Below are 14,162 nucleotides of genomic sequence, written 5' to 3'. Positions count from 1 at the left end.
TCTCAGAGTCTCAGGTAAATATGCTTAACACAGGTTTGTTGAAATTCCTCACCCAACCAGCTGCGGGTGTGGCCTTGTTAGCGACTGTCAATGTCGCTGTGCCATCTGCCAGCCTAGCTCAGGGACAACCAGTATTACCCACTACGCAAATAACACCACTTACGCAAATAACACCAATAACACCCACTAGACAAACATCACCTACTACACAAACATCACCTAGTGTACCAATAGATACTAATTACTCATTAGGAGGCGGCGATCGCATCCGTGTAAATGTATTTGAAGTCCCTGAGTATACAGGTGAATATCAAATTCCTCCAGGTGGAGCGATTAACCTACCTTTAATTGGTAGTGTATCTGTTTTGGGGCTAACAACCGAACAAGCTTCCGATGAAATCGCCAGAAGATACTCTCGCTTTCTCAAACGTCCTCTGATTTCAATCAACTTACTATCGCCTCGTCCCATAAATGTTTTTGTTGCCGGAGAGGTAACACGTCCAGGGGCTTATACTCTCAGTCTAAGCGGAGGTGCAGGGGACAATCCAGGCGTACAATATCCAACTGTTTTAGCTGCACTCACCACAGCACAGGGGACACTTGGTAGTGCGGATATGACTCAAGTGCAGTTACGGCGCAAAGTAGGACGTGGGCCAGAGCAAGTAGTCACGCTCAATTTGGAAGAACTCGTCCAAACAGGTAGGTTAACGCAGGATATTACCTTGCGGGATGGAGACACTATAGTCGTGCCAACAGCAACCACATTTGACTTGGCAAGAGCACGCAATTTATCTGCCGCTAACTTTGCCGCCAGCCCAAACACACCGCGCACAGTCGCCATCGTAGGGGAAGTCAACCGTCCTGGCTCGTATCTGGTGACTACAGGTAGCACGGAAGGAGGGAACGCCACTACTACAGGCACTAGTCAGCCAACTGGTAGCGGACAGCCAACCATAACGCGAGCAATTCAACTAGCTGGAGGAATTACGCCACAAGCAAATGTTCGTAGTATTATCCTCCGTCGGCCCACAAGAAGCGGCTCAGAACAAACTTTAGATATCAACCTTTGGCAACTCTTGGAGAGTGGTGATATCAATCAAGATTTAATTGTGCAAGACGGAGATACGATTTTTATTCCTACAGCAACCGAGATTAACCCAGCAGAAGCTACTCAGTTAGCTACTACTACTTTGTCTCCTGGACGCATTCAAGTTGGTGTGGTAGGTGAAGTTAAAAGACCTGGAGCTGTAGATATTCAGCCTAATAGCTCTTTAAATCAAGCACTACTCGCAGCGGGCGGATTCAATGATGCTAGAGCTAGCAGGGGTACTGTAGATTTGGTCAGGCTTAACCCCAATGGTTCTGTGACTAAACGTCAAGTAAAAGTGGATTTCTCCCAAGGAATTAATGAGGAAACTAATCCTATACTCCGCAATAATGACGTTGTGCTGGTTAGCCGCTCTGGCATAGCCAAGACTAGTGATACCTTAAGCACCATATCAGGGCCTCTAGGCACAATCATAAATGTTCTGAGGTTTTTCGTTGGTTTTTAGATAGGTTTATAAACTGGGGGCGCTGATCAACCCTCCTCGTCCCCAGATTTTTCTAAAAGAGTATCAAATTAATTATCACTAGATTAAAATTTGTATTTTCTACCCCAATTTTTGCCAATATTTTAAGCCTTATTGCTTATTTACAAACCATCTATAACGTTATTTGTCACCGATTAGGAATAAAAATATCAGTAATCTTGAATTCTATCTGCGGAATCAAAATTACTCAATAGCTAAAACCAAAGGTGCAGAAGAATTTTTATCTCCTTCTTCGGATTCAAAAACTCCTACTAAAGTAATAACCTGGTCATTAGGAAACCTAACAACAAGTTGCAACTCACCTCCCAATGCTTCTATGTATTTCCGTAAAGTAGAAAGCATTCAGTCAGTGCGCTGTTCAATTCGAGAAACATTTCCTTGATCAATTTGAAGGCATTGAGCTATTTGGGCTTGAGTTAACTTGAGTGATTGTCTGAGTTCCTGTCTGGTCATTTCCTCAGCTATAAGCTCTGCTGATCGCGCCTCAATTTTCTTTTGGCGATCAAGTGGTAATTTATTGACTTTTTCTTTTAAAGTTTTCGCTATAGTTAACTCACCTTTCCTGTTATTGCGATTGGTTTAAATGTGTTTTAAACCTGGCATCAGCCTTTTTTATGAGGTGCTTGTAGAAACGATGTTGACCCACACCAGATTCATCACCAGCCACTAATAAGATCGCCTTGCGTCTGAGATCGAATAATATTATGCGCTCAAATACATATTTTCTAGAGTAGATTCAAGGTAGCATGTAAAACCAGCATTTAATTGCATCGTTGCCAACCCTCTCTACAAGACGCTACGCGAATACAGAGGTCGTGCAATTTCAACCAGCCTCGCCACAGTATCTAGATACCAATTGGAGTATTATGTCGATGTTCCAAGTGACTATCTGAACAAGCGATGCTTGGGTTGGGCTACGTCTATGCAACCAAGCGCCCAACTCACTGTTTTTATTTATTGGAAGTCCTAAGTAAAATTTATGACAAGAGTACTCCTTGCCAGTGTGTAATCAAGGTGCTTTAATAGCGATCGCATTGCGCCATAATGTCCTGAATGTATAAGACGTACAAGATGCATAGCGACTTGTTATCAGACATCGCTGCTAGTGTTCATAAAATCACAGACTCAAAACATTAGACTGAAAGGTAAGACAAGGTAGTACCATGTCCTTTACACTAAATTCTCCCAAAAGCTGAACAGGAGCATATATGGAGCCAATCATTGCTATAGTCTTAGCGCTTATAGGTTATGCCTTAGGTTCTGCAAAACTGATTAATCAAGGTAATGAAGCCTTAGTTGAACGCTTGGGGCGCTATCATCGCAAACTTAAGTCTGGGCTGAACTTTATTGTTCCCTTGATCGATCAGGTTGTGATGGAGGATACCACACGAGAACAAATTTTAGATATCAAACCTCAGAACGTAATCACCAGAGATAATATCTATTTAGAAGTTGATGCTGTTCTCTTCTGGCGCATCAGAGATATTGAGAAAAGCTTTTATGCAATTGACGATCTTCAAGGAGCACTGACACAACTGGCAGCAACTACGCTCCGGGAAATTATAGCTCAGAACACCGTAGAGGAAACCAACATCTCCAGGTCTGAGATGGACAGAGCCATCCTAGACCAGTTGAATCGGATAACGGCAGATTGGGGAGTTGAGATTATCCGCTTAGATATTCAAAGTATTACACCGCCTGAGAGTGTACGGAAGTCAATGGAAGAACAGCGAGCAGCTGAAATTAAAAGCCGCGCTGTCATACTAGAAGCCGAAGGCGAAAGACAAGCCGCCATTAAGAAAGCAGAAGGAACTATGACTTCAGTGCAAATAATTGCTCAAGCCTTACGTTCCAATCCTGAAAGTAAGGATATTCTGCGGTATCTTGTAGCTCAAGATTACGTAGATGCCAGCCAAAAACTGGGTGAGAGCAACAATGCCAAAATTGTCTTTGTAGACCCAGCCAACTCAACTGAAATGTTTCAGGAATTAATTGCCGAATCGGTAACTCAAGAAGGTCATATCAAAAACTCCGAAAATGGTACAACCTAATATTCACCCTGCGCTGCGTGGCGGAACAGTGCATCAGCTACCAGCGATACATCGCGCATTTCTTGAACATCATGAACTCGGAGGATATCAGCGCCATTAAAGATCGCAGCACAACATGCTGCTGCCGTTCCCCAAACTCGTGCTTTTGGATCTGGTTGATTTAAAATACGACCAATGAAGCTTTTACGGGATGCTCCTACCAAGATAGGGCAGTTGAGTGGTTTAAGCGATCGCAACCGCCGAAAAATTTCTAAATTTTGCTGATAATTCTTAGCAAAACCAATACCAGGATCAATAATAATTTTCTCCTGGTCAATGCCCGCAGCAGTTGCAGCCGTAATTTGATTTGCCAAAAAACTATAAATCTCTCCCAGTAAATCTTGATAGTCAGTATGTTGTTGCATCGTTTGCGGGTTTCCCCTGATGTGCATTAAAATAATCGGCGCACCTAAATTTGCTACTGTAGGCAACATTTCTGAGTCAAACGTGCCACCAGAAATATCATTAACTATATCTGCTCCAGCTTCCACAGCAGCCTTGGCAACAGATGCCCTAGTTGTATCTACAGAAATCGGTGTTGAAATCTCTGTTCGTAGCACTTGTAACACCGATAGTACCCGGTCAAGTTCCTCTGCAAGAGTTATTTGCCTTGCTCCTGGTCGAGTTGATTGACCACCCACATCTACAATGTCAGCACCAGCGGCTACCAAGGCTTGCGCCTGCGCTAAAGCGGCAGAGGTAGTATTAAACTCACCGCCATCACTAAAACTATCAGGCGTCACATTCAAAATACCCATCAAATAAGTCCGCTGTCCCCAGTCGAAACAGCGTCCCCGAATTATCAACTTGCTTGACATAATTCACACTACTAGTTACCAGGCTCAGCCTGGTAACACCCTTACAGGAGGCTCCGCCTCTTTTTGCTCAAAAGTGAGGCAGAGTCTCATTGTATGCCTTCCCTGACAGAGCCAGGGAACAAGAAAACCAGAAAATAGCACATGAGCTTACTGATAATTCACAATCCGGGCGAAACTCGCAGGTTCTAAACTTGCTCCTCCCACCAAGACACCATCAATTTCTGGTTGAGCCATGATCTCATCAATATTATTCGGCTTGACTGAGCCTCCGTATTGAATTGATACATTAGGATTACTTAACTGGCTACGAATTAAGCCAATCACCCGATTTGCCTCCGTTGATTCACAAGTGTCACCAGTGCCGATCGCCCAAATCGGTTCGTAGGCAATTATCAAATTCTCCTGATCAACATCTACTAAATCTTTGTCCAATTGAGCGATAATCAGCGATTCAGTTTCTCCCGCATCTCGTTGTTGTTTAGTTTCGCCAACACAGAGAATCGGAGTTAAACCATGCTTTTGGGCCGCTTTGAGACGCAGATTCACAGTCGCGTCCGTTTCACCAAAGTATTGTCGGCGTTCGCTATGACCAACAATTACAAAGCGCACACCAATTTCTGTCAGCATGGGTGCAGAAATTTCACCCGTGTAGGCTCCATATTCTTCCCAGTGAACATTTTGCGCCCCCAACTGTATACGGCTACCATGCAAATACTTAGACAAACTGTTTAAGTCAGTGAAAGGAGGGCACAATAACACTTCTCGCGCTTCGGGCGTTTCCTCCAAGTTGGGCAAAAATCCTCGTAAAAAGTCCTCGGATTCTGCCTGGGTTTTGAACATTTTCCAGTTACCGGCAATAACTATTTTCCGCACAGTTGATTTAGTCAAGATCCTAACGCTACTAGATGCATTTTTCAGTTTATGACTTTTTGGGAGCAGTCAACAGTCAACAGTCAACAGTCAACAGTCAACAGTCAACAGTCAACAGTCAACAGTCAACAGTCAACAGTCAACAGTCAACAGTTAACAGTCAACAGTTAGGAAACAGCAGTTATTATTCTTCCCCAGATCCTCGGTCACTCGTAAAGCCTGCGGCATAGCTACGCTTAGGGCGCAGCCTCAAAGTAGAGAAGTGCTACTCCCCTGCTCCCTCACTCCACGGCTCTCCGCAATACCTTGCTAAAAATAACTACCATAAAAGATGGGGCTAATATAAATACCCAATTTCAATAAATTGATATGACTTCCACATTGCCTCTGCCCGATCCTCACCACAGCAATTCAGCCAATACTGACGCAAATCCTCTCAACTGGGAGGAAGAACTTGATAGTGCCATTTTTAGTTTTGAAGACATTCAAACAGAACTCAACTATAAACAGGCACAAACGGCGCTGCGAAATTTAGTAAGCACTCTCGACCTGACTGCTCAGGAAAAAAAAGGGTTGGAGGCGGAAATTGCTGATTTGGAAACCATGTTGGGGAAGTTAGACCGCATGGTGGTGCAGATTGCTGCTTTTGGTATGGTAGGACGCGGTAAGTCTTCCCTACTTAATGCCTTGGTTGGGCAAACGGTGTTTGAAACTGGCCCACTGCACGGTGTTACTCGTGCTGCACAACGAGTTAATTGGAGTATTAGTGAAGAAGCTGTTGGAGAAACTGAGCACGCCTTGCGAGTCACTTTACCTGGAATAGGTCAATCACAAGTGGAATTAATTGACACTCCTGGGTTAGACGAGGTGGATGGTGCAACCCGTGCTGCATTAGCTGAACAGGTGGCAAAACAGGCGGATCTAATTCTGTTTGTGATTGCTGGTGATATGACGAAGATAGAACATGAAGCCCTTTGCCAGTTGCGGGAAGCTGGTAAACCGATCATCCTAGTGTTTAACAAAGTAGACCAGTATCCAGAAGCAGACCGGATGGTAATTTACCACAAAATCCGGGATGAAAGGGTGCGGGAGTTGCTCACGCCTCTAGAAATTGTCATGGCTGCTGCATCGCCATTGGTGAAGACGGCGATTCTTCGCCCCGATGGTACTAGGGGTTTGCAATTACGTACAGGTAATGCTCAAGTCGAAGAACTGAAGCTGAAAATCTTGGAGATTCTGCACCGTGAAGGCAAAGCTCTAGTTGCCCTTAACACCATGCTTTATGCTGATAACGTGAATGAGCAGTTGGTGCAGCGAAAACTGATGATTCGAGAGCAGAATGCTAATCAGTTAATTTGGAAAGCTGTCATGACCAAGGCAGTAGCGATCGCACTTAATCCCGTAACTGTTGTAGATATTCTTAGTAGTGTAGTAATTGATATTGCGCTAATTTTGGGCTTATCTAAACTCTATGGCATCCCCATGAATGAAAGCGGTGCTGTACAACTACTCCAAAAAATCGCCCTGAGTATGGGCGGTATCGGTGCTAGTGAACTGCTGGCGAATTTGGGCTTGAGTGGACTGAAAACTTTGCTTGGTATCTCTGCACCAGTCACCGGGGGCGCTTCGTTAGGCCCCTATGTAACCGTGGCACTAACGCAAGCAAGTGTAGCTGGTGTTTCTTCTTATGGCATTGGACAAGTTACTAAAGCTTATTTAGCTAATGGGGCAACTTGGGGGCCTGATGGGCCCAAAGCAGTCATCAGTCGGATTTTGGCAACCCTTGATGAGACTTCTATTCTCAACCGGATCAAGGATGAATTGCAGTTGAAGCTAAAAATAAAAAGGTAAAAAATGTGGGATTAGCAATTAGAGATTACCTCAGTTACCATTACCCATTATGCTTATAAATTGGGGTAAGGCACATATGAAATTATCCCTAATAACAGCGACATATATAAAGATCCCAGGCTTTTAAATTTAAACAGTGAATTAAGTTAAAAGTTAAAATCTGCATTCTCAAACAGTAGTGCGATCGCCCTCTTTAGTAAGTTTCCTTGAGGAACAAAACTCAACATTGATGACGGACTCTTAACGCAATACTCGGAACTTGGTGCTCTGAACTCGGAACTTGGTGCTCTGAACTCGGAACTTGATGCTCTGAACTCGGAACTTGATGCTCTGAACTCGGAACTTGATGCTCTGAACTCGGAACTTGGTGCTCTGAACTCGGAACTTGATGCTCTGAACTCGGAACTTGGTGCTCTGAACTCGGAACTTGGTGCTCTGAACTCGGAACTTGGTGCTCTGAACTCGGAACTTGATGCTCTGAACTCGGAACTTGATGCTCTGAACTCAGAATGTCAAGTTCTAAACTCAAACTCCGAGTTCAGAGCTAAAAATTTTAAACCCTAAAGCAGAATTGCCCAGATATTTTCTGAACTCATGATGATTGCAATTGCACTTTTTGAGATTGAAGGCTAAATCTGCGCCTTAAATATTGACTTTTAGCTTCTACCTTTGAAAGAATTTAGCCATTCTTGAACTTGTTCTCGTGCAATATCGCGACCGCCTAAACCAAAAGCTAGGGCCGTAGCTACAGCGATCGCACCTAGCAGAAGTCCAAAAGCCAAATTCACAATATCACTAGCAATCCCAATTTGTTGTAATGCCATTGCTGAGACTAGGGCAATAATGGCAATCCGTGCTACCTGACCCAAAATTCGGGCTTGGGGATTACCGGAACTGGTAATGATGTTAAAAGCCAAATTTGCTAAGAATAAACCAATGCCAAACACCACTAGTCCGGCTAAGATGCGCCCAAATATAATCAAAATGCCAGTTACCAGTGCTGTCAGCGCTGGAATATTCAAGATATTCACTGCTGCCACAGTTGCAAACAGCATAATACCGACTAAAACGACGATGCCAGCAATTTCCGATGGCGTACGGGTTGGTAGCGTAGGAGGTACTTCTCCCTCTGTGGAGTATACTGTTCGTCTGGCAGGCGTTGGCAAACCTAAGATAGAGAAAATATTGTTAAATCCTAGACTTGTCAGGATACTAGTGACTAAATCAGCTACAAATCGCCCTAGGAAATAAGCAATAATCACAATTGCCAAAGCTGTAAAGATTGCAGGTAGGGCATTGAGAATCTGTTGCAGCATTGCGATCGCCGGCACAGATATCGCATCAATTCTTAAAGCATTTAGCGCCGCGATTGCTACAGGAATCAAAATCAACACATAGACAATTGTGCCAATAATCGTCGATAGAGATTGCACGCCCGCAGCTGATGAAAGTCCAAATCGGCTACCTAAATGGTCAATTCCCGTTGTTGCTAATAAATTTGTCACAATCCGCCGCACCACGTTAGCTAGAAACCAGCCAACTGCTGCAATTAGGGTTGCAGCTAAAATATTCGGCAGAATTGAGAAAATCTGTGTAATTAGAGATTGTACTGGTTGTAGCGCCTGCTGTAGCCCTAGAGTATCAAGTATGGGGATGAGAAACAGTAAAAAGATGAACCAGTACAGAGCATTGCCAATTGTCTCACTCAAAGACAACTGATTAAGGCTGAGTGTATCGTTTTGTGTTTCTTGATTCAAACGTTCATCTATTCTTAACGCCCGTAGTGCGCTGACTGTCAGCAGCTTGACGACAGTAGCTAACACCCAAGCCACACCGAACCAGATTGCCGCACCTACCAACTTGGGCAAGAAGCCAACAAGTTGATCAAGAACATTATTTAAAGGTCGAGAAGCTACCTCTAGCTGTAGTGTCTGTAAAACGGCTACAACCGTTAACAGAATAATTATCCAAAAAACTAAGCCGGAGATTAGTTTCTCCACTTGGGGAAGTTGCCCACGATCCCCACGTCCTGTAATCCCCGCAGCAATGCGGTTATCTATATCAGTGCGATTGAGGATTCCCCGCGTCACCGCCGCAGCGATCGCCGCAATCAGCCAGCCAACCAACAAAATCGCTACTGCTGCCAGCAAACGGGGTAAAAACGCAACTATCTGCTGGAAAGTTCCTTGTACATAATCGATTCCTTGAGTAACTCCTGGTTGATTTAGTTGCAGGTTTGGCGATTGTGCCAAAAAGTGCTGCACCTTTGTGGATAAACTAACTCCTATCACCTGGGTTATTCCTTGCCAAGTTGCATTCATAGTTTTCTGGAATTAAGGTCAATAATTCGCCGCAAACCCCTGAGATGCTTCTAGAGTGGATTGCTCTAAACAATCTCCCATCTCCGTAAGTTCACTAGTGTTTTGCCTATCAATTTACCTTACCAGTAAAAATAAACATATATGGCATTGATATCAAGAGTAATTTTTGACTTTGTAACAAACAAGAGCAGCAGGTTTGAGAGCTATCCAACATTACTCAGGTTTAGGCTTGATTAGAGCTAAACAAGTTTATTAAGACATCCCTCAACAGAGAGATGAAAAACGATACGAGTGACACCTACTAATTTTTTTGCACCACAGCTTGCTGTTGCGTTTATGTAATACACTGACAACGCTCAATTTTGCGTTACTCTAATTGCAGGAACATCATCAAAGATGTAAAATGTCCCAGGTTTTAGCACAATCAATTGAAATTAATGCTACAGCTACGGTCGTGGAGCGCTGTATTACCGATCTAGCACTCATGCACCGCTGGCTCAATCCTGTTTTACGTTGCGAGCCTGTGGGCGGAGTCTGGAGTACTGATGTAGGTAGTCAAAGTCGTTTTGTAATTCAAATTCCTCTAGTTAAACCCACCCTAAACAGCGTTGTCGTGGAGCGGAAACCGGGTTTAGTAGTTTGGGAATTTCAGGGATTTTTTCAAGGGCGCGATCGCTGGGAATGTCAACCAGTAGCCAAGGGAACGCGTCTATTTAACCGCTTTGAGTTTGAGATTCCCAATCCTCTAGTGAGTTGGGGTTTCAACACCTTTGCTGTGTCTTGGACAAAAGAAGATATGCAAGCGCAACTGCGCCGCCTCAAACGAGTCGCAGAAGAAGTACAAATTGGTTAGGAGTCAACAGTCAACAGTCAACAGTCAACAGTCAACAGTCAACAGTCAACAGTCAACAGTCAACAGTCAACAGTCAACAGTCAACAGTCAACAGCAGTTATTATTCTTCCCCTGCTCCCCCTGCTCCTCTGCCCCCCTGCCCCCCCTGCTCCCTTAACCGTCTTTACCTAACTTAGCAAGTAACTGCCGAATCACAGATGCATCTTCGGCATCAGGAATCTTGGCTAGATAACTTTGTAAGTCATCTACAGCTTGGGAATAATGACCGAGTTGATAGTAAAGAAGACCGCGATCGCGCATCTCCAAACTCACGCCAGGAAACAGCAACAAAATTCGTTCAACTGCTGCTAGCGTTTTTTCTAACTCTTGCTGTCGCAGGTAAATATATTTGAGATTTGTTAGCATCCGTGCCAAAAAGTGCCGATGACTAACTGCTGCTAAAAATTCTGGTTGTAGTGTGACGGGTTGCTGATAAATTTCAGACAGCTTTTCCTGACAATCTTGTGCAAATATTATTTCACCGCCATTGAAGGCATCAACGAAAATCTCTATATCTGGAATATCTGGGCGGATCAGGAAATGTCCTGGCATCCCTACACCCACCATCGAAAAGTCAATTCTGCGGGCGACTTCTAGATAAACCAACGCCAAAGTAATGGGAATGCCCAGTCGTCGGTCGATCACATCATTCAAAAAGCTATTACGCGGGTCAGAGTAGTATTTTTCATTACCAGCAAATCCCAAGTCATTGTAGAGATACTGATTAATAGTTTGAATTATCCGTAGAGGATATCGTGAGGAAGGCAAGCGTTCTTGTAGTTCCACTGCCATTGTATCGAGAGCGTTGATGTATTCCTCTGGATCTAGGTTGGGATATTCTTCCTGTGCGATATACAAAGCAGCTTTCGCCAGGTCAATATGCTCGTCAGGCTGCTGAATTTCCTGGTAAAAATATTGTCGTGCTGACGAGAAACTCATAAGTAATTACTCGGTGATATATACGGATGAAGCGGGTCAACTGACACCGATTTTCTCTAACTCTCTTTATTGTAGAGATATTCAGAGAATTTGGAAATGTAATTTGTACAGAGGTTTCAGGTTTTTTTTAATTACTAATTACTAGTTATCTATATCTGCAAAAACAATTGAAATATTATTTTAGTACAATTACGTACACAAGTGTAAGTAAAAACATAGAGTATTTATAACTTTTTATAAAGCTCAAACTAATATTAGAGCCTAAATACTATAGAAGATAAATTATGAATATTATTTGATCTCAGTTTAAATATTAAAGCTACTTAAAATAGCGTATAAATTCTAATAAAATAAAAATTTAAATATTAATTTATAGAAATGTATGAACTAGGAAAACATAGTTAAAAACCTAGCGAAAATCAAAAGGCGAAAGCAAAATTAAAAGCTGAGTTTATTCTCAGTATTAATGATATCTGCGATCACAGCGATAGTTCAACCTCTCGCTGTAAAAAAAGCTTTATAAAAAGGCATCGAGAAAACCCATTCCTTCTCGGTAGGTGATGAAAGACGCTCCGACGCCGTTGACAGTTAACAGTCAACAGTTAACGTGAAATCCCATCCGCTTTTAGGGGTGGGATGAGCTTAGCAATTTTACACCCAATATCTTTAAGCACTTAGAGGTATTTCCAACAGTAATCACACGTTTTTGGAGAAAAGAGTTTCATGAATATTTCAAAAATGACAAAAAAGCATCATTTGCCATCTTTGGACATCATTTCATCATTTATTGTTTTGAGAATAGCGATGGGAGGTCAGCAAGCACAAGCTGGTAGTCTTTTTAGCGATCGGACAACGTTTCAAAACAATCTGGATACTTTTATTACTGATGACTTTTTGTTGGAAACACAAGCAGCAAGAGAAAGCTTAAGCCACAGTGTAGGCTAAAAACCTTAACCATTCTATAACAGCCGTGTTAGCGATCGCCTAACACGGCTATTTTCGGTTTTAAGTCTCCCCCAGCCATTTGAGAATTTAACCTAATATTTCAAATATCTTCCCCAAAGCAGCTGGTCAGCAGGCTAAGCTTTTCATGATGAGGGTTACAGCCAAAGTAGGCAAGCTCTTTTTTAAGGAATTACTAAGGGAGTTATGTCCCCCTCCGGTGCTAGAGTGAAAGATGACATTGCTTAATCATTATGTCTTCTTCGACCTTATCTGAAATATAGCTTCAATCATTAGGCGCAGCATGGTCACAACCGCAGAAAAAACAAACATTGGTTACATTACCCAAATCATTGGTCCAGTTGTAGACGTTAAATTTCCCGGCGGGAAATTGCCGCAAATCTACAACGCATTGACCATCAAAGGCACTAACGAAGCTGGACAAGAAATCAACCTGACCGTTGAAGTACAGCAATTGCTGGGCGACAACCAGGTGCGGGCTGTTGCTATGAGCACCACCGATGGTTTAGTGCGTGGTCTGGAAGTTGTCGATACTGGTGCTCCCATCAGGGTGCCAGTTGGTAAAGCGACCTTGGGTCGAATTTTCAACGTCCTTGGCGAACCCGTAGATAATCAGGGGCCTGTAAATGCTGAGGCAACCTTACCCATCCACCGTTCTGCTCCCAAATTCACTGAACTGGAAACTAAACCTTCCGTGTTTGAGACTGGGATTAAAGTTGTTGACCTCCTGACTCCCTATCGACGTGGCGGTAAGATTGGTCTGTTCGGCGGTGCTGGTGTCGGTAAAACCGTGATCATGATGGAGTTAATTAACAACATCGCTACTCAGCACGGTGGAGTATCTGTATTTGCTGGCGTGGGTGAACGCACTCGCGAAGGCAATGACCTCTACAACGAAATGATGGAATCTGGGGTTATCAATAAAGACAACCTCAACGAGTCAAAGATTGCTCTAGTCTATGGTCAAATGAACGAGCCACCCGGAGCTAGAATGCGGGTTGGTCTTTCTGGATTGACAGTAGCAGAGTACTTCCGAGATGTTAACAAGCAAGATGTGCTGTTGTTTATTGACAACATCTTCCGGTTCGTACAAGCAGGTTCGGAAGTGTCTGCGTTGCTGGGACGGATGCCCTCAGCGGTAGGATATCAGCCGACATTGGGAACAGACGTGGGTGAACTGCAAGAGCGGATTACCTCCACCACAGAGGGTTCAATTACCTCCATTCAAGCAGTATACGTACCTGCGGATGACCTCACCGACCCCGCACCTGCTACCACCTTCGCCCACTTAGACGGAACGACAGTACTGTCTCGCGGTTTGGCATCTAAGGGAATTTATCCAGCTGTGGATCCCCTCGGTTCGACTTCCACCATGTTACAGCCCAGTATTGTCGGTGACGAACACTACAATACTGCCCGGGCCGTACAATCTACTCTACAACGTTATAAAGAACTCCAAGACATTATCGCCATCTTGGGTCTAGATGAATTGTCTGAAGAAGACCGTTTAGTCGTGGCACGGGCGCGGAAGGTTGAGCGTTTCTTGTCTCAGCCATTCTTTGTGGCAGAAGTGTTTACTGGCTCTCCTGGTAAGTATGTGAAGTTGGAAGATACTATCAAAGGGTTCCAGAAAATTCTATCTGGTGAGTTGGATGACCTGCCAGAGCAGGCTTTCTACTTGGTTGGCGATATTAACGAAGCGATCGCTAAAGCCGAAAAAATCAAAGGTTAGTCATTAGTCATCAGTCATTAGTGAGCCAGCGCGGTCTTCTCCCAAAGGGAGAGGCTAGCGCCAAGGGGGTTTCCACGCCACTCCCCACAACGGA

General features: G+C 43.7%; 13 protein-coding genes and 1 pseudogene. 7 read left to right on the top strand and 7 right to left on the bottom strand.

Translation table 11 applies throughout. The features are described from left to right. The first annotated feature begins 20 nt into the window (after positions 1-20). A complete protein-coding gene (locus FNW02_RS04535; RefSeq protein WP_191756384.1) occupies positions 21-1,553 on the top strand; it encodes an SLBB domain-containing protein in 1,533 nt (510 codons plus the stop codon). Between the two features lie 222 nt (positions 1,554-1,775). Here the strand turns inward: FNW02_RS04535 and FNW02_RS38365 are convergent, their stop codons facing one another. From FNW02_RS38365 to FNW02_RS40070, 3 genes and pseudogenes are all read right to left on the bottom strand, one after another. Next, complete coding sequence (locus FNW02_RS38365) at positions 1,776-1,934, bottom strand: hypothetical protein (protein WP_225225417.1); 159 nt, start codon at positions 1,932-1,934, stop codon at positions 1,776-1,778. Continuing rightward, entirely contained in the window at positions 1,935-2,045 is a 111-nt protein-coding gene (locus FNW02_RS38360) for a helix-turn-helix domain-containing protein (RefSeq protein WP_348535361.1), read from the bottom strand. 112 nt (positions 2,046-2,157) lie between these two features. Then, positions 2,158-2,289 (bottom strand): annotated as a pseudogene (locus FNW02_RS40070) (type II toxin-antitoxin system RelE/ParE family toxin); the annotation flags it as partial. Between the two features lie 511 nt (positions 2,290-2,800). On the opposite strand from FNW02_RS40070, the gene FNW02_RS04525 reads away from it, so the two are divergent. Beyond that, positions 2,801-3,643, top strand: a complete 843-nt coding sequence (locus FNW02_RS04525) for an SPFH domain-containing protein (protein ID WP_191756383.1) — start codon at positions 2,801-2,803, stop codon at positions 3,641-3,643. Here FNW02_RS04525 and folP read toward each other — a convergent pair. Both folP and tpiA read right to left on the bottom strand, forming a co-directional pair. Continuing rightward, the gene (gene folP, locus FNW02_RS04520; protein ID WP_191756382.1) at positions 3,640-4,500 is read right to left on the bottom strand and encodes a dihydropteroate synthase; all 861 of its coding nucleotides are present in this window, start codon (positions 4,498-4,500) and stop codon (positions 3,640-3,642) included. The two genes, FNW02_RS04525 and folP, sit on opposite strands and share 4 nt — an antisense overlap. A gap of 147 nt (positions 4,501-4,647) precedes the next feature. Then, the gene (gene tpiA / locus FNW02_RS04515) at positions 4,648-5,373 is read right to left on the bottom strand and encodes a triose-phosphate isomerase (protein ID WP_191756381.1); all 726 of its coding nucleotides are present in this window, start codon (positions 5,371-5,373) and stop codon (positions 4,648-4,650) included. A 32-nt stretch (positions 5,374-5,405) separates the two neighbouring features. Here tpiA and FNW02_RS04510 point away from each other — a divergent pair, with 32 nt between their 5' ends. Continuing rightward, on the top strand, positions 5,406-5,600 hold the full coding sequence (locus FNW02_RS04510) for a hypothetical protein (RefSeq protein WP_191756380.1): 195 nt from the start codon (positions 5,406-5,408) through the stop codon (positions 5,598-5,600). Between the two features lie 139 nt (positions 5,601-5,739). Continuing rightward, complete coding sequence (locus FNW02_RS04505; protein ID WP_191756379.1) at positions 5,740-7,221, top strand: GTP-binding protein; 1,482 nt, start codon at positions 5,740-5,742, stop codon at positions 7,219-7,221. A 656-nt stretch (positions 7,222-7,877) separates the two neighbouring features. Here FNW02_RS04505 and FNW02_RS04500 read toward each other — a convergent pair. Continuing rightward, the gene (locus tag FNW02_RS04500; protein WP_191756378.1) at positions 7,878-9,542 is read right to left on the bottom strand and encodes a mechanosensitive ion channel; all 1,665 of its coding nucleotides are present in this window, start codon (positions 9,540-9,542) and stop codon (positions 7,878-7,880) included. 403 nt (positions 9,543-9,945) lie between these two features. On the opposite strand from FNW02_RS04500, the gene FNW02_RS04495 reads away from it, so the two are divergent. After that, positions 9,946-10,395, top strand: coding sequence for an SRPBCC family protein (locus FNW02_RS04495; RefSeq protein ID WP_191756377.1), 450 nt, complete (start codon positions 9,946-9,948; stop codon positions 10,393-10,395). A gap of 153 nt (positions 10,396-10,548) precedes the next feature. Here the strand turns inward: FNW02_RS04495 and FNW02_RS04490 are convergent, their stop codons facing one another. After that, the gene (locus FNW02_RS04490) at positions 10,549-11,373 is read right to left on the bottom strand and encodes a SirB1 family protein (protein WP_191756376.1); all 825 of its coding nucleotides are present in this window, start codon (positions 11,371-11,373) and stop codon (positions 10,549-10,551) included. A gap of 723 nt (positions 11,374-12,096) precedes the next feature. Between FNW02_RS04490 and FNW02_RS04485 the strand changes: the two genes are divergently transcribed. Both FNW02_RS04485 and atpD read left to right on the top strand, forming a co-directional pair. Continuing rightward, the gene (locus FNW02_RS04485) at positions 12,097-12,318 is read left to right on the top strand and encodes a hypothetical protein (RefSeq protein ID WP_191756375.1); all 222 of its coding nucleotides are present in this window, start codon (positions 12,097-12,099) and stop codon (positions 12,316-12,318) included. A gap of 301 nt (positions 12,319-12,619) precedes the next feature. Then, positions 12,620-14,068 carry a F0F1 ATP synthase subunit beta gene (gene atpD, locus FNW02_RS04480; protein WP_191756374.1) on the top strand — a complete coding sequence of 483 codons (1,449 nt, stop codon included), beginning with the start codon at positions 12,620-12,622 and terminating at the stop codon, positions 14,066-14,068. The last annotated feature ends 94 nt before the right edge of the window (positions 14,069-14,162 follow it).

It is taken from the genome of Komarekiella delphini-convector SJRDD-AB1, assembly GCF_014831675.1.
Classification (GTDB): Bacteria; Cyanobacteriota; Cyanobacteriia; order Cyanobacteriales; family Nostocaceae; genus Komarekiella.
This window is presented reverse-complemented; position numbering and strand designations above follow the sequence as displayed.